Raw genomic sequence first — 15,584 nt, forward strand, 5'->3', positions numbered from 1 at the left:
CAGGAGCCCGGGAAGTGACCGCCGGGCTGGCTCAGCGTGACACCCGGCAGGATCTCGCGGTCGCCCCGCCACAGCTCGACGGCGTCGTCGGACCGGGCCAGCCAGTGCGCGTCGGCCTCGCTGACCAGGATCGGTACCCCGCCGAGCCGGCGGCTCCACTCGACCTGCACGCCGTACATGTGCGGGTGGCTCGCCACGATGTACGCGAGACCGCCCAGGCCCTGGACCGCAGCCACGGCGGCGTCGTCGACGTAGCCCGGGACGTCGAACATCAGGTTCCCCCGCGCCGTCCGGACGACCTTCGCGACGGGACCGATGCCGACGTCGGGCACCGCGCCGAGCCCGAACAGGTCGGGTTCCAGCTCCCTGACGGCGATGCTCTGCCCCTCGGCCGCGAGCTCCTCCAGCGTCGTCCAGCGCTGCCCGTCGGCCGGCACCAGCTCACGTTCGTCGGCGCAGACGGCGCACACGTCGGGCCGGGACTCATGCTCCACGCCACATCTCCGGCAGATCCAGAACGTCATTCGGCCGCCTCCCCTCGTCGGGCCCCGTCATGATGCGCCCGGACCGTAAGCAGAAGTGTTCGGCACGCAGTATCCGCTCGCACTGGGGAAAGCACTGGGAAAGCACTGGGAGACGCACTGGCGACCGCGGCCGATCGTGGGCACGCTGGACCGGAGCCGACGGAGGAGGTCGATGGTGGGCAGCGTCGTGGTCTCTCAGTGCTCGGCGGCCGGCTGCCCCGAGGCGGTGACGGACCCGTGGTGAGGACCGTCGACGCGGTGGTCGTCGGCGCGGGTCCCAACGGGCTGGTCGCGGCGAACGCGCTCGTCGACGCGGGCTGGGACGTCCTGGTGCTCGAGGCGCAGGACACCCTCGGTGGCGCGGTCCGCACCGCCGAGGTCGCGGCGCCCGGGTTCCGCACCGACCTGTTCAGCGCGTTCTACCCGCTCGCGGCCGGCTCGCCCGTGATCCAGGGCCTGCACCTGGAGGACCACGGGCTCTCGTGGTCGCGAGCGCCGTCGGTCCTCGCCCACGCGCTCGACGACGGCGGAGCCGCAGTGCTGCACGCCGAGCCGGAGGACACCGCCGCGGGTCTCGACGAGCTCGGCCCGGGCGACGGCGACGCGTGGATGCGCATGTTCGCCGGCTGGCAGCGCGTGCGCGACCCGCTGCTCGACGCGCTCTTCAGCCCACTGCCCGCCGCCGGTCCGGCGCTGCGGCTGCTTCGGCGGCTGGGCGTCGGCGGAGCGCTGGACCTCGGTCGCCTCGCCGTCCTGCCCGTGCGCCGGCTCGCGGACGAGACGTTCCGCGGTGAGGGCGGCGGGCTCCTGCTGACGGGCAACGCGATGCACTCCGACGTCCCGCCGGATGCTGCAGGCAGCGGACTGTTCGGCTGGCTGCTGGCGATGCTCGGCCAGGACGTGGGCTTCCCCGTTCCGGTGGGCGGCGCCGGATCGCTCGCCGACGCACTCGCCGCACGGGTGCGCGCTGGCGGCGGGGAGATCGTCACCGGGACGCGCGTCGAGCGGGTGCTGGTCGCGGGCAACCGGGCGGTCGGCGTCCGGACCGCGCAGGGCGAGCTCGTCCGTGCCCGGCGCGCGGTGCTCGCGGACGTGACCGCACCCGCCCTGTACCGCGACCTCGTCGGCACCGAGCACCTGCCGCCCCGCCTCGTGCGCGACCTCGGCCGGTTCCAGTGGGACCACCCGACGTTCAAGGTGAACTGGGCGCTCGACCGCCCGCTGCCGTGGACCGCCGAGGGGGCGCGGGGCGCCGGGACGGTGCACCTCGGCGTGGACCGCCGGGGCTTCGTCGACGTCGCCGCCGCCCTGTCGAAGGGCGAGGTCCCCGAGCGGCCGTTCCTCGTCCTGGGACAGATGACGACGTCGGACGCGACGCGCTCTCCCCACGGCACGGAGTCCGCGTGGGCCTATATGCACGTGCCCCACGGCGTCGACTGGACGGCGGACGTCGTCGCCGAGCTGGCGCACCGCATGGAGGAGACCCTCGACCGGGTCGCGCCCGGCTTCCGGAGCACGGTGGTGGGCCGGTCCGTCCAGAGCCCGGGAGACCTCGAGGCGGCGGACGCCAACCTGGTCGGCGGCGCGGTCAACGGCGGGACGTCGGCGGTCCACCAGGAGCTGGTCTTCCGGCCGACGCCGGGGCTCGGCCGGCCCGAGACACCGGTCGAGAGGCTGTACCTCGCGAGCGCGTCGGCCCACCCGGGCGGCGGTGTGCACGGAGCGTGTGGCTGGAACGCGGCGCGCGTCGCGCTCGCCGCGTCGAGCCCGTTCGGCACCCTCCCGCGGGCCCTGGTGCGCAGCGCGTGGGGGCGGCTGCTGCGCGACACGTGACGGAGCCCCGGCTGGGCGGCACCGCGTGTGCCGCCCTCCCGGTCAGCGCGAGGTCAGCGCGAGCGCTGCTCGGGTGCTCGCCGCTCGGCGAGGAAGATGAGCCGGCGCAGCGTCTCGACGTTCCGCGGGCCGATCACAGCGCTGCGCACCGGTCTGGGCAGCAGCGTGCCTGGCCCCTTGTCCGCGTCCTCCGTGACGCGGATCCTGCACCCGCTGCCCCCACGACCCGGCTTCACCTCGATCAGCACGCGTGCCTCGCCGGCGGGCCAGCCCCTCGCCTGCAGCTCGATCGACCGCTCCGGGTCCCAGCCACGGACGACGGTCTCGTCGTCGAGCAAGGCGGGCCACAGGCCGACGGAGTGGAGGATGCGCGCGCCCGGCTCCGGCCACGCCGTGTCGACCGCCCGGATCCGCGCCGTGCCGACCACCCAGCCCGAGTACGTCCAGCCGTCAGCGAGCACGCCGAGGACTGCTCCAGGGGTGCATCGGGCGGCCCGCGTGACGCTCACCATCCCTTGACGGTAGCGAAGTCCCTGGCACTGGCAACCGGCCATCGCCTCGGCCGCGACCGCGCCTCTGATCGCACCTGATCGCTGCTGGGGCACGCGCCGAGGAGCCGGATGCGGGCAACCTCGAAGGTGCCTAAGGTCGACGAGGCGGCTTCGAGACGAGGAGCGAGCCCGACAGAAGGAGCGCCCGATGACCGAGCACCCACTCCTCCGCACCGGCACTCCCGTGCTCCTGCGCAGTGGCCCGGGTCCGTCATGAGGCGGCGCTCCCGGCACCGGACGCGGCCAACGGGTCCGACGACGAGGCCGGACGTCGCCCTCGTCACCGGGGCCTCCAGCGGCATCGGGTTCGCGATGGCGCGCGAGCTCGCACAGCGGGGCTACGGCGTGCTCGTCGTGGCCGAGCGGGGCGTGGACGACGCGGTACGCCAGCTGCGCGAGCACACCGCCGCCCAGGTGACGGGGCTCGAGGTCGACCTCGCCCTGCCCAGCGGCGTCGAGGCGGCCGTCGCCCGTGCCCGGGACCTCGGCGTGCGGACCTTCGTGCTCAACGCGGGCGTCGGCGTCCACGGGCCTTTCCTGCACACACCCCTGCAGGACGAGCTGCGGCTCGTCGACCTCAACGTCCGCTCCGTGGTGCACCTCGCGCACCTCGTCGTCCCCGACCTTATCGCGGCAGGCGCGGGGCGGATCGTCGTCGTCTCGTCGATCGCCGCGACGATGCCGGCCCCGCTCTTCAGCACGTACGCCGCGTCGAAGGCGTTCCTCCGCTCGTTCGCCTGGTCGCTGCGCGGCGAGCTCGCCGGCACGGGCGTCACCGTGACGACGATCCTGCCCTCAGGAACCCGGACGCCGTTCTTCCGCGCGGCCAAGATGGAACGCACCCACATCGGGCGGGCCCCGAAGGCCAGTCCCGCGATGGTGGCCCGCCGCGCGGTCGAGGCTCTCCAGGACGGCCGGGCAGAGGTCGCTACCGGCCTGCAGGCCAAGGCGATGGTCGCGATCGCCCGAGTCCTCCCCCAGCCCGCGCGCGCGGCGTTCCACGGCTGGTTCTATGCGCCGGGCGCGCCGCCGCCCTCGTCTCCCTCTGCTCCTGCCACGTCCTCGGAGTGACGCGGCTCCAGGACGGCGATCACGTCCGCCGCCGAGCACTTCTGCGTGGACGCCATCTCGACGATCCGCCCGGCGACGTCACGCACGGCGACGTTCGTGACGTTCGAGGTGGTGCGCAGACGCTCGAAGGCCTCCTCGGTCTCGATGCCGAGGGAGAAGGCGATGATGCCCTTGGCCTGCTCGATCGGGGCACGTGTCGCGGCCGACGCGCGGATGGACGCCGACGCCGCCTCGCTCGCCCGGGTGCTCACGGCGGCCGTGACATCGACGAAGTAGCCCACCAGCTCGGAGACCTGCCGGGTGCGAGCGTCGCGTCGGCCCCGCCCGATCACCGTCAGCGTCCGCTCGCGCCCCCGCGCGTCCATGATGCGGTGCACGCTGCTGAACGGCTCCCCGGTCACGGCAGCACTCGCGAGCACCCGTGAGACACGGGCTCGGTCCTCCGGATGCTTGTGTGCCAGGACGAGCGTCGTGGTCGGCACCACCTCGCCGGGCTCGAAGCCGTGGATCTGAAAGGTCTCGTCCGACCACCACCACCCCTGTGTGGCGATGCTGTACCGGTACCGTCCGACGACATGGTTCACGCCGAGGGTGAGAGCACGCTCGATCTCCATCGGTTCTGCAGTCATGGGCGCAGGTCTCCTCATCGCTTGATGCGCTGACGAGCCGCGGCCTGACTCTCGACGACCGTAGCGAAGAAGTTCTCCCACCGAAACCCCAGGGTGAAAATTGGCTCTACACAACTACTCGGGCGGCGCGTCCTGCGCGGCGGGACAGCTCGGCGAAGGCGTCCCGCAGCTCGGGCGGACCGATGACCTCGATCTCCGTATCGAACCGGGCCAGCGTGGCGGCCATCGCGGCCCAGGACCACGACCCGATCAACAGCCTGGTCCGAGCGGGACCGAGCTCTTCGACGAGCCCGTCGTCGGCGAACGGAGCCACCCGCGCGGCGGGCAGCTCCAGGATCGCCTCACCGCGGCACGGCCATTCGTCCGCACTCGCGGAACCTTTGAAGCGGGCGGACAGGAACGTCGCGATATCGCCGCCTGGCACCTGCCGGGGTGTGAAGCGCGGCCCATTCGGGACGCGGAGCGTCATCCGGTCGGCACGGTAGATCCGCCAGTCGCCACGTTCCGGTGCCCACCCGACGAGGTACCAGCACCCTTGACGGACCACGAGGTGGTGCGGCTGTACCCGCCGAGCCGGCTGCGGGCCGGCATCATCCGGCGGTCCCGGCGGACGGTAGTCGAACCGCAGCTCCTCCCCCGCCCGGACGGCAGCGCTCAGCGCGACCAGGACGTCGGTGTCGACCTGTGGATCGACGCCGCGCCCGGCTGACTCGACCGCGGTGACCGCGAGGACGTCGACGCGCTGCCGCAGGCGCGAGGGCAGGACCTGCCGCACCGTGGCCAGTGCTCGTGCGGCGGCCTCTTCGATGCCGGCTCCCGTCACGATCGCTATGCGCAACGCCACGGCGAGCGCGATCGCCTGTTCGTCGTCGAACAGCAAGGGCGGCAGCTCGCTGCCCGCCTCGAGCCGGTAACCGCCATCGGGGCCCCTGACCGCCTGGACCGGGTACCCGAGCTCGCGCAGGCGGTCGACGTCGCGGCGGACGGTGCGTTCGCTGACACCGAGCCGGTGGGCGAGCTGCTCCCCCGGCCAGTCGCGGCGGGCCTGCAGCAACGACAGCAGGGAGAGCAGGCGACCGGAGGTCGCCGTCGAGGAGGCGATCGGCATGTCTTCCACACTGCCACGAGTACCGGACGTTCCCTGACCGGAACTGGTGACAGATTGCGGTTCGTCGCCGGAGATCTCCGGCGATGACTTCCACCCGTGAGGACCGGATCACCATGTCGATCAATACTGTTGCCCACCTGAACTTCCACGGCCAGGCCCGTGCCGCCCTCGAGTTCTACCACTCGGTGTTCGGCGGACAGATCACCGTCACCACCTACGGCGACTTCGGCATGCCGGCCGAGCTGCCCGGCGCCACCAAGGTGGTGTTCGGCCAGGTCCTCGCCGACAACGGCTTCCGGCTCATGGCCTACGACGTCCCTGGCCAGGACGTCCCCCTCGCCCAGGGCGAGGGCGCGCCGACCACCCGCCGGGAGAACGGCGTCACTCTCACCGAGGAGCCGTTCTTCCTCTCCGTACGCGGCGAGACGGTCGAGGAGGTCGGCGCACTGTGGGAGCAGCTGGCAGAGGGCGCGACCGTCGTCGAGGCCTACGCCCCGGCTCAGTGGGCGCCCGCCTTCGGGATGCTGACCGACCGCTTCGGCATCACCTGGATCCTCGACGTCGCGGCGGAGTACGTCCAGGCCTGAAGCCGGCTCCGTCCTGCGCCCCTTGCCAGGGACGCGCACCCGCGCATCGCCGACCTAGTGACGCGCGGCGGGCGGAAGATCGCGTCCGATCAGCCGCACGATGGCCACCTCGGTCGCCTCGGCCATGTCGACGGAGCCGGGCTCCAGCAGCCACTGGAGCTGCAGTCCGTCCATGGTCGCGACGATCACCCGGGAGGTGGTCCCGCTGTCGACGTCGGCCGCCACCTCGCCAAGGGCCCGCGCGTCGTCGAGCGCCTCGGCCACGAGGGCCAGCAGGCCCTGGTAGCGGTCGCGGAACCAGCGCTGGGCCGGGTGCTCCGCGGTCACGCTCTCGGCCGCGAGCACGGTGTAGAGCCGCACGATGCCCTCGCGTCCGGCGTTGCGCCGCGTGGTCTCGACCAGGTGGCGCAGGAACGCGAGGCCGCGGGGGCGCTCGCTTCCGAGCTCCTCGATGTCCGTCGAGTCGCGCAGGTCCAGCACCCCGGTGAGCAGGCCGGCCTTGGACGAGAAGTAGTGCAGCACACCGGCCTGGGTCAGCCCGACCCGGTCCGCGATCTCCGCGAGCGACGCGCTCTGGTAGCCGCGTTCCGCGAACGTCTCCATCGCGGTGCGCAGGATCTCGGCCCGGCGCTCCGCGGGAGGGCGCCGCACCCTGGCGCCCCCGGCTTCTCGTGTCATCCGAGCGAGTCTACGGACCCGCCGACGGCGGGCTCGCCCGGCTCTCCTGCCTCTCGGCCGAGACATGTGGATACTCCTACCTACCGAGCACTCGGTAGGTAGGAGTAGGCTCGCCGCAAATTCCACCCACCGAGGGAGTCGCAATGACGCGCACAACTCGCACCGGGTCCGTCCGGCTGTCGCTCGCCACGCTGGGCGTCCTGGCCGTCGGCGCCGCCGGGATCGGGCCGGCCGCAGGGCCGGCCGCCGCCGCCCCCACCAGCGCGCACGTCTGGGTCACCACCGCCGACGGCAGCCGCAGGCTGGCCGACGGCGGAGACGTGCCCTTCGACACCGGCCCGCAGCCCGTCGACATCCGGGTGGACCCGGGCCAGGTGGCCCAGCGCTTCACCGGTGCCGGCGCCTCCGTCACCGAGGCGTCCGCCGCGCTGATCAACGACCTGCCCTCCGCCACCCGCAGCAGCCTGCTGCAGTCGCTGTTCTCCCGCTCCGGGGACGGCATCGGCCTCAACTACCTGCGTCAGCCGCTCGGCAGCACCGACTTCAACTCCGGCGACTTCTACACCTACGAGGACACGCAGGGGCAGTTCAGCATCGCCCGTGACCAGCAGGAGATCTTGCCCGTGCTGCGGCAGGCCCTGGACGTCAACCCCGGCATCCGCTTCATGGGCAGCCCCTGGTCCCCGCCCGCCTGGATGAAGACCGGCGGCTCGCTGAACGGCGGCAGCCTGCGCACCGACCACTACGACGAGTACGCCGACTACCTGGTCCGGACGATCCAGGCCTACGCGCAGCAGGGCGTCACGCTCAGCGACCTCACGGTCCAGAACGAGCCGCTCTTCGCCACGAGCTATCCCTCCATGAGCATGTCCGCCGCCGAGCAGGCGGAGTTCTTCCGGGTGCTCGACGGCGCGCTGACCCGCGCCGGCCTGGGCACGCAGATCTTCGCCTACGACCACAACTGGGACCGGCCCGACTACCCGTTGGAGGTGTTCGCGGGCACGGCGGGCATCGCCCGCGTCGTCGGCGCCGCCTTCCACTGCTACGGCGGCTCGCCCGAAGCCCAGGCCCAGGTCGTGTCGGCAGGCAAGCGCGTCTACTTCACCGAGTGCTCCGGCACCGACAGCGACGACGCGGCGAACACCTTCGGCGACACGCTGGTCTGGCACGCGGAGAACCTCGTGGTGCGGAACATGCGCAACGGCGGCGAGACCGTCATCAGCTGGAACCTCGCGCTCGACCAGGACGGCGGACCGCACCAGGGCCACTGCGGCACGCGCTGCAACGGTGTGGTCGAGATCGCCGGCGACACGGTCACCCGCAACGCGGAGTTCTACGTGCTGGGCCACCTCAGCAAGTTCGTCGACGCCGGCGCCCGCCGCATCGGCTCGACCAGCGAGCAGTCGGGCGGGCTGCAGAACGTCGTCTTCCAGAACCCCGACGGCACCCGCGTCGCGTTCGTCGTGAACGCCTCGTCCGGCAGCCGCACGTTCTCGATCACCGACGAGGGCCGCTCGCTGACCCACACCCTGCCCGGCCGGGCCGTCGCCACCTACACCTGGGACCCCCGGTCGGCCACGATCCCGGCCGACCCGGACCCGTCGGCCTGGTACCAGGTGGCGTCGTCGGTGAGCGGCAAGTGCCTCGACGCCGTCGGCTGGGGCACCGCCGAGGGCACCGGCCTGCAGCAGTGGACCTGCGGCGACGCCGCCCAGGCCAACCAGCGCTGGCGGTTCACGCCCACCACGGACGGCTACTACCAGGTCCTCAACCAGCACGCCGGCAAGGTCTGGGACGTCGACGGCGGCCCGGGCGCCGTCGCGGACGGGGCCCCCGTCCACCTCTGGTCCTACGTCGGCGGGGCCAACCAGCAGTGGCGGCCCACGACAGCCGGCGACGGCCTGACCTTCACCGCGCGGCACAGCGGGTCGTGCCTGACGCTCGGCCCGGCGACCGGCACCGACGGGACACGGCTCACCCAGCAACCCTGCACCGGCGCGGCCACGCAGTCGTTCCGGCTCGTCCAGGTCGGCTGACCCGGCGGGTTCCCTCGTGTCAGCCGCTCACCGGAGATGACCGGAGTCAGCCCAGCGACGCGCTAGCCGCCCGCAGCTCGGCCAGGGCGGCCAGCGCGTAGCCGGCGAGGTCGTCCTCGGCCACGCCGTCGGCCTGGGACCAGGCGGCGTACGCCCTCCCGAAGGCGAGGACGCCGAGCTCGGCGGCGAGCGCCGAGGTCGGTTCGGGGATGCCGCGGGCGACGAGCGCTGCGGCCATGGCCGCGCCGAGGGTGGCGTTCTTCAGGGCGTTGCGCTCCTGGAGCTCGGCGCTGGCGGCGATGGCCGCCTTGAGGCGAGGGGCGAGCTCGCGCTTGTCGGGGCCCATCATGCCTGCCGCCCGCACGAGGCCGGCGGCGACCGCGTCGAGCGGGCTCGCACCCTCCGGAGCTTCGGCGATCCCCGCGGTCAGCAGCGTGCTGAGCGTCTCCTGGCCGGCGGCGAGCAGGTCGCGCTTGTCGGGGAAGTACCGAAAGAAGGTGCTCTTGGTGACGCCGGCGCGCTGGGCGATCTGCGCGACCGTGGTGTCGTCGTACCCCTGCTCGGCGAACAGATCGATCGCCGCAACGACGAGGCGGTCACGCGCGCCGGGTTCCCATCGAGCCATGACCACATCCTACGTGATGGGACTTTTGTCCCATCACAGTGCTACGGTGATGAGACAAGAGTCCCATCACTTCAGGAGAATCCCATGCGCGTCTTTGTCACCGGCGGCACCGGCCAGATCGGCTCGGCCGTGGTCGCCGAGCTCCTCGAGCACGGCCACACGGTCCTCACCCTCGCGCGATCCGACGCCTCGGCACTGGCCGCCGAGCGGGCCGGCGCCGAAGCGTTGCGGGGGTCGCTCACCGATCTGAGCGTCCTGCGCGACGGCGTCGCGCGGGTCGACGGCGTCATCCACCTCGCCTTCGCCAACGACTTCAGCAGCGCCGAGGCGGTCGCACGATCCGTGACCGAGGAGAGCGCAGCGCTCACGACGCTCGGCGAGGAGCTCATCGGCACCGGCCGCCCGCTGGTCACCGTCTCCGGCACGCCGGCCGTGCCGGGCCGTGCTTCCACCGAGGCCGACCCGCTGTCTACCAGCGGGCCCGTCGGCGGCCGGAGCATCGCGGTGCTGGCGGCCCTCGACCTGGCCGCACGCGGTGTCCGCACGTCGGCGATCCGGCTGCCGCGCACCGTGCACAACAAGGGCGACGGCGGTTTCGCCGGGATACTGACCGGCTTCGCGCGGCAGACCGGGGTGTCGGGCTACCCGGGCGACGGCGCGCAGCGCTGGCCCGCCGTGCACACGCTCGACGCGGCGGTGCTGTTCCGGCTCGTCCTGGAGAACGCCGAAGCGGGCACCGCCTGGCACGCCGTGGCCGACGAGGGTGACGCGGTCCGCGACATCGCAGAGGTCATCGGCAGGCGGCTCGGCCTGCCCGTCGCGTCGGTACCCGAGGAGACCTATGGCCCCCTCGGTCCGGTCTTCGCCGCCGACCAGCCCTCCTCCGGCACGCACACCCAGCGGGAGCTCGGCTGGGAACCGACCCATCCTGGGCTGCTGGCGGACCTGGAGAACCTCCAGGCCTGACAGTCAGGCTCCCCGGGCATCCCTTCGGGACCGTGCTTCGAGCGTTCCGGCATGCGCTGCGCCTGGTGCCCGGATCGACCCGGAAATGACGAATGGCCTGAACCTACGACTCGTAGGTTCAGGCCATTCCGATGTCCTGCGACATCACAGGGTCGGGCTGACTGGATTCGAACCAGCGACCCTCTGCTCCCAAAGCAGATGCGCTACCAAGCTGCGCCACAGCCCGTCGTCGGCCAACGCCACCGGCCCGTACGACTCGCGCGGACATCCGTACGCGCGTCAGTCAGATCCTAACGGACCCGCACCGCCACGTCCGAACTCATTCCAGGCGGACGTGTCCATCGGTCCGCGCGGCGAGACACCTCCCGCCACACCTCTGTTACGGAGAAGCCTGCGTCCGTACCTGGTCGAGCAGCCGACCCTGTCGGTGCTGACACGAGCTCCTCTCCCATCGAATCACCAGAACACTCAGGAGACGTCAGGACCTCCAGGCCCGGCACCCTCGAGGCGGACCAGCATCTTGCCGGTGTTGGCACCGGACAGCAGCCCGAGGAACGCCTCCGGAGCATTGCGGATCCCGTCGACGAAGGTCTCCGAGTACGTGAGCCGCCCGGAGGCGACCAGCGGCGCCACCTCGGCGAGGAACTGTTCCCGCAGCCCTGCGTGGTCGAGGACCAGCAGCCCACGCATGGTGAACCGCTTGGCGATGATCTGCCCGAGGTTGCGCGGAGCCGGCGTCGGCTCGGTCGCGTTGTACTGGGAGATCATTCCGCATACCGCGATCCGACCGTGCAGGTTGATCGAGTCGATGGCGGCCTCGAGATGATCGCCGCCGACGTTGTCGAAGTAGACGTCGATGCCGTCGGGGGCGGCGTCCCGCAGCTGGTCACGAACCGGGCCGTCCTTATAGTTGAACGCGACGTCGAAGCCCAGCTCGTCGACGAGGTAGCGCACCTTCTCGGCAGACCCGGCCGAACCGATGACCCGGGCGGCACCCTTGAGCTTCGCGAGCTGCCCGACCACGGAGCCCACCGCGCCGGCGGCGCCCGAGACGAACACGGTGTCGCCGGCCTGGAACTCCGCCGACTCCAGCAGTCCCGCATAGGCCGTCAGCCCCGGCATCCCCAGCACACCGAGGTAGCTCGACAGCGGTGCGACCGATCCGTCCACCTTCAGCGCCTTGGCCGCGTCGACGACGGCGTGCGTGCGCCAGCCCAGCTGGTGCAGCACGTGATCGCCGGGCCGGAAGTCGTCGACAGTGGATTCAATCACCTCACCGACGGCTCCCCCAGACATGACCTTGCCGACCTCGAACGGCGCGACGTAGGACTTCACGTCACGCATGCGGCCACGCATGGCCGGATCGACGCTCATCACGAGGTTGCGCACGAGGATCTGCCCAGGTGCGGGCACTGGAATCTCGGTGTCCACTATCGCGAAGGCGTCGAGCGTGGGAGTTCCGTGTGGACGCGACGCGAGCCGCACCTCGGTCGCCTGGGTCGCTGCGTCAAACGTCATGCTCTTCACCCTAGGGGCCGACGGCCGGGGCGTCGCCTGGGCGGGCGGGCGGGGCGGGCCCCACACCCAGCGCGGTGGGGACAAACGCGCGGCGTTTGCTAAGGTGTGGCCTGCGCCGTGTGTGAAGCACGGCCGTGCGGGCGTAGCTCAATGGTAGAGCTCTAGTCTTCCAAACTAATTACGCGGGTTCGATTCCCGTCGCCCGCTCAGAGTGCGGAAGCCCAGGTCAGAGAGTGTTTCTGACCTGGGCTTCGTGCATTCCGGAGGGGTGGAAGCGGCGCCGAGTGGCCCTTATTGACCCTAAGTCGCTCGCGACGGGGTCAGGACCTGGAGCCGAGATGTCCGCTTCACCCGATCCGCAGGGGCGCGCCCGTGGAGCTACGCGCGCACCTCGAAGCATGTCCCCACGCAGCCGTCGTAACAGCCGTCGTAACAGCCGCCGTTCCTACGGCAACGTCCGTCAGCGCACGCCCGGCCGGTGGGAGGCCAGGTACACCGGACCCGACGGTGTGCGCCGTCCGATTGGCACGTTCGAGTCCGAGAAGGCGGCGAACGCTGCCCTGGCCCGCGTGCTCAGCGACGTCTACCAGGGCACCTACCGCGAACCCGAGACGGGCGACGTGCCCCTGCGCGAGTACGCGCAGCGCTGGCTCGCCACGCGCGACCTGAAGCCCTCCACTCTCGATGGCTATGAACGGTTGCTGCGGCGCTGGATCCTCACGCCGCTACCGAGCCCGGGCGGTGCGCGACAGCTCGACCTCGGCTCGCTCCCCCTGCGGTCGCTGTCGCACACCATGGTGAGCGAGTGGTACGCCGCGCTGCTGGTGGCGACGGCGGAGTCTGCTGCGGAGTGGCTGGCACGTGGCGGCGGGCCCAGCGACGCGGCGCATGTGCGGGCGTGGGCCCGTTCGGCTGGCCTACCGGTGGGCGACTCCGGGCGGATGCCGGCGGCGGTGTGGCAAGCGTGGCGGTCTGCTGGAGAGCCGCGTGCCGCGTCGGTCGAGTCGCGGCATGCCGGGACGGTGACCGGCCGCACTCAGGCGGCGCACGCCTACGCGCTACTGCGGACCATCTGCAGCGACGCCGTCCGCGATCGGCTCATTGAGGCGAACCCGTGCAGCATCCGCGGCGCAGGACAGACCCGGCCGGCGGAACGCGTGGTCCCCGGCGACTCCGTGGTCGACGCGATCGCGGCAGCCTTCGACGGGCCATCCGAGCGGTACCGCGCAGCAGTGATCGTCGCGGCGCACTCCGGTCTCCGGGCGGGCGAGCTGTTCGCGCTCGAACGTCAGCACATCGAGCGGACGCCGCAGGGTGGTGTGCGGCTCAACGTGCGGCAGGCTCTCGTGGACGTGCCGGGCAAGCCGGTCGCGTTCGGCCCGCCCAAGTCCGACGCCGGACGCCGCAAGGTCCATCTCCCGCCCGAAGCGGCGCGTGACCTCCTGGCTCACCTGGACCGGTACACCGCACCCGGTCCGCGGGCGCTGGTGTTCGCGACGGCCGCCGGGCGGCCGGTGCGCGGCGGGAACCGCTCGTCGATGTTCTCTCGCGCCAAGCGGCGTGCTGGGGCGCCGCTTGAGCTCCGCTGGCATGGCCTGCGGCACCTGGCGGCGACCCGCGCCGCCGAAGCAGGGGCGACGCTGGCCGAGCTGCAGCGACGCATCGGGCACTCGACGGTCGCCGCCGCGATGGTCTACCAGCACGCCACCGACGATGGCGACGAGCGGCTGGCGGCACGGATGGCCGAGATCCAGGCTGCGAGGCGGGCGTCGAATGTCGTGGAGTTCCCTGGGCTGAGCGGGTGAGAGCGCCTGCCGCTGCCCGACTCTTTCTGTGGGGCCGGGCAGCGGCGGGTGCTTGGAGGTTCGTGCGCACCTACCTGTCGATGACCGCGATCGGACAGGAGTCAGAGATGGACGCCCAGGGTGTGCTGCCGTTTGCTGTTGACGATCCACTGCTGACGGCGGCCGAGGCCGCCGAGGTGCTGGGAGTGTCTCGCTGGTGGTTCGGCGAGCTGGTGCGCCGGGGCCGCGTCGGGCCGTCTGCGCGAATCGGTGGCCGGCTGCGGGTGCGGCGGTCGGTGCTGGACCGGTACCGGGCCGAGCAAGCGGGCGACCCACAGGACCCGTATCTGACGTACGAAGACATCGGGGTTTATCTCGGCGTCTCTTCGTGGACGGCCGGGGAGCTGGTGCGGCGTGGACTGCTTGCCGGTACTCGGATCGGGCGGCGGGTTGTGGTGCTGCGGTCAGTGGTGGACGCCTATGTCCAAGCCTGCACGCGATGATCTCGGCGACGGGGGCCGGGGTGTCTTCCCTGGTCGTATGGTCCTGCCAAGTTGGCAGAACCATAATTTCCGTTTTGTTCTTCAGGGCCGGAGCGGGCTGTAGCGCGTGTGTCGTTCGGGTAGATGCCCAGGTCACACGGTCGTGCCAAATTGGCACCACCGTGACTGTCCGGATTAGCCGTGATGCCGTCGGCAGCTCGACGCCTGCCGTCCGGCATGCCAGGGCGAACCCGCAGGTCACGCGGTGGTGGCAAATTGCCACCACCGCACATGTCCGAGTTATCCCGCATGCACCGGTCAAGTCCCGGGTAGTGGTGTAGCGGTCGGTGATCCTTGTGGGGTCAGGCGCTGAGTTCGAGGACGGTGTTGACCTCCGTTCCTGTGGTGGGGTTCTGGCGGCAGCGGGTCAGGACTTCGAGGCCGAGGTAGCGGCGTCCTTCGGCCCATTCGTCGGTCTGCTCGGCGAGCACGGCGCCGACGAGGCGGACGATCGCGTTCCTGTTGGGGAAGATGCCCACTGAGTCGGTGCGGCGACGGATCTCGCGGTTGAGGCGTTCGGTCGGGTTGTTCGACCAGATCTGGGACCACACGTCCTTGGGGAAGCCGGTGAACGCGAGGATGTCCGCGCGGGCGGCATCGAGGTGCTCGGCGACGGCGGGCAGCTTGTCGGTCACGTAGTCCAGCAGGCGGTCGAACTGGGCCTGCACGCTTGCGGCGTCGGGCTGGTCGTAAACGCTGTGCAGCATTGCTTTGACCGCGGGCCACAGGCTCTTGGGCGTGATGCTCATCAGGTTCGCCGCGTAGTGCGTGCGGCAGCGTTGCCAGACCGCGCCGGGAAGGTTCGCGGCGATGGACTCGACGAGGCCGGCGTGCGCGTCGGAGACGACCAGACGCACCCCGGCAAGGCCGCGCGCGACCAGATCGGCGAAGAACTCGTTCCAGGCCGACCCGGTCTCGCTGGTCGCGACGCGCATCCCGAGGACCTCACGGTGCCCGTCACCGTTGACACCGGTGGCGAGCAGCACGACCGCGTTAACGACGCGTCCGTTCTCGCGGACCTTCATCGTCAGCGCGTCCGCGGTCACGAACGTGAACGGGCCCGCGTCCCCCAGGGGTCGGTGGCGGAACGCGTCGACCTGCTCATCCAGATCGGTCGCCATCCGGGAGACCT

General features: G+C 71.6%; 15 protein-coding genes and 2 tRNA genes. 8 read left to right on the forward strand and 9 right to left on the reverse strand.

The window, feature by feature from the left end:
- Nucleotides 1–494 (reverse strand): MBL fold metallo-hydrolase (locus APR04_RS29365; RefSeq protein ID WP_504967653.1); only part of this gene is annotated, 494 nt, incomplete at its 3' end.
- Between the two features lie 270 nt (nucleotides 495–764).
- Between APR04_RS29365 and APR04_RS29370 the strand changes: the two genes are divergently transcribed.
- Nucleotides 765–2,357, forward strand: coding sequence for a phytoene desaturase family protein (locus APR04_RS29370; protein ID WP_253878029.1), 1,593 nt, complete (start codon nucleotides 765–767; stop codon nucleotides 2,355–2,357).
- A gap of 53 nt (nucleotides 2,358–2,410) precedes the next feature.
- On the opposite strand, the gene APR04_RS29375 is transcribed toward APR04_RS29370, so the two are convergent.
- Nucleotides 2,411–2,869 carry an SRPBCC family protein gene (locus APR04_RS29375; RefSeq protein WP_253878031.1) on the reverse strand — a complete coding sequence of 153 codons (459 nt, stop codon included), beginning with the start codon at nucleotides 2,867–2,869 and terminating at the stop codon, nucleotides 2,411–2,413.
- 252 nt (nucleotides 2,870–3,121) lie between these two features.
- On the opposite strand from APR04_RS29375, the gene APR04_RS29380 reads away from it, so the two are divergent.
- Nucleotides 3,122–3,979: an SDR family NAD(P)-dependent oxidoreductase gene (locus tag APR04_RS29380; protein ID WP_253878033.1), complete on the forward strand. Its 858-nt coding sequence runs from the start codon at nucleotides 3,122–3,124 to the stop codon at nucleotides 3,977–3,979.
- Here APR04_RS29380 and APR04_RS29385 read toward each other — a convergent pair.
- Nucleotides 3,919–4,608, reverse strand: coding sequence for a PAS and ANTAR domain-containing protein (locus APR04_RS29385; protein ID WP_253878035.1), 690 nt, complete (start codon nucleotides 4,606–4,608; stop codon nucleotides 3,919–3,921). The genes APR04_RS29380 and APR04_RS29385 overlap by 61 nt on opposite strands.
- A gap of 106 nt (nucleotides 4,609–4,714) precedes the next feature.
- On the reverse strand, nucleotides 4,715–5,716 hold the full coding sequence (locus tag APR04_RS29390) for a helix-turn-helix transcriptional regulator (RefSeq protein ID WP_253878037.1): 1,002 nt from the start codon (nucleotides 5,714–5,716) through the stop codon (nucleotides 4,715–4,717).
- 113 nt (nucleotides 5,717–5,829) lie between these two features.
- On the opposite strand from APR04_RS29390, the gene APR04_RS29395 reads away from it, so the two are divergent.
- Entirely contained in the window at nucleotides 5,830–6,303 is a 474-nt protein-coding gene (locus APR04_RS29395; protein WP_253878056.1) for a VOC family protein, read from the forward strand.
- A 54-nt stretch (nucleotides 6,304–6,357) separates the two neighbouring features.
- Here the strand turns inward: APR04_RS29395 and APR04_RS29400 are convergent, their stop codons facing one another.
- Nucleotides 6,358–6,981, reverse strand: a complete 624-nt coding sequence (locus APR04_RS29400; RefSeq protein ID WP_253878039.1) for a TetR family transcriptional regulator — start codon at nucleotides 6,979–6,981, stop codon at nucleotides 6,358–6,360.
- 143 nt (nucleotides 6,982–7,124) lie between these two features.
- Between APR04_RS29400 and APR04_RS29405 the strand changes: the two genes are divergently transcribed.
- Complete coding sequence (locus tag APR04_RS29405) at nucleotides 7,125–9,017, forward strand: RICIN domain-containing protein (RefSeq protein WP_253878041.1); 1,893 nt, start codon at nucleotides 7,125–7,127, stop codon at nucleotides 9,015–9,017.
- Between the two features lie 46 nt (nucleotides 9,018–9,063).
- Here APR04_RS29405 and APR04_RS29410 read toward each other — a convergent pair whose 3' ends face one another.
- Entirely contained in the window at nucleotides 9,064–9,642 is a 579-nt protein-coding gene (locus APR04_RS29410; RefSeq protein ID WP_253878043.1) for a TetR/AcrR family transcriptional regulator, read from the reverse strand.
- An 84-nt stretch (nucleotides 9,643–9,726) separates the two neighbouring features.
- Between APR04_RS29410 and APR04_RS29415 the strand changes: the two genes are divergently transcribed.
- A complete protein-coding gene (locus APR04_RS29415; RefSeq protein ID WP_253878046.1) occupies nucleotides 9,727–10,608 on the forward strand; it encodes an SDR family oxidoreductase in 882 nt (293 codons plus the stop codon).
- A gap of 152 nt (nucleotides 10,609–10,760) precedes the next feature.
- Here the strand turns inward: APR04_RS29415 and APR04_RS29420 are convergent.
- Nucleotides 10,761–10,834 (reverse strand) — tRNA-Pro (locus APR04_RS29420).
- Between the two features lie 242 nt (nucleotides 10,835–11,076).
- Complete coding sequence (locus APR04_RS29425; protein ID WP_253878048.1) at nucleotides 11,077–12,126, reverse strand: NADP-dependent oxidoreductase; 1,050 nt, start codon at nucleotides 12,124–12,126, stop codon at nucleotides 11,077–11,079.
- A gap of 136 nt (nucleotides 12,127–12,262) precedes the next feature.
- On the opposite strand from APR04_RS29425, the gene APR04_RS29430 reads away from it, so the two are divergent.
- The 3 genes from APR04_RS29430 (at nucleotide 12,263) to APR04_RS29440 (ending at nucleotide 14,413) form a co-directional block, all read left to right on the forward strand.
- Nucleotides 12,263–12,333, forward strand: a tRNA-Gly gene (locus APR04_RS29430).
- 191 nt (nucleotides 12,334–12,524) lie between these two features.
- Nucleotides 12,525–13,931 (forward strand): site-specific integrase, encoded by a 1,407-nt coding sequence (locus APR04_RS29435; protein ID WP_253878050.1) that lies wholly within the window; start codon nucleotides 12,525–12,527, stop codon nucleotides 13,929–13,931.
- Nucleotides 13,932–14,038: 107 nt separating this feature from the next.
- On the forward strand, nucleotides 14,039–14,413 hold the full coding sequence (locus tag APR04_RS29440; RefSeq protein ID WP_253878052.1) for a helix-turn-helix domain-containing protein: 375 nt from the start codon (nucleotides 14,039–14,041) through the stop codon (nucleotides 14,411–14,413).
- Nucleotides 14,414–14,754: 341 nt separating this feature from the next.
- On the opposite strand, the gene APR04_RS29445 is transcribed toward APR04_RS29440, so the two are convergent.
- Nucleotides 14,755–15,584, reverse strand: an 830-nt coding sequence (locus APR04_RS29445) for an IS256 family transposase (protein WP_253878054.1), incomplete at its 5' end; no start/stop codon positions are given.

Origin of the sequence: Promicromonospora umidemergens (assembly GCF_024171995.1) — a bacterium.
Classification (GTDB): Bacteria; Actinomycetota; Actinomycetes; order Actinomycetales; family Cellulomonadaceae; genus Promicromonospora; species Promicromonospora umidemergens.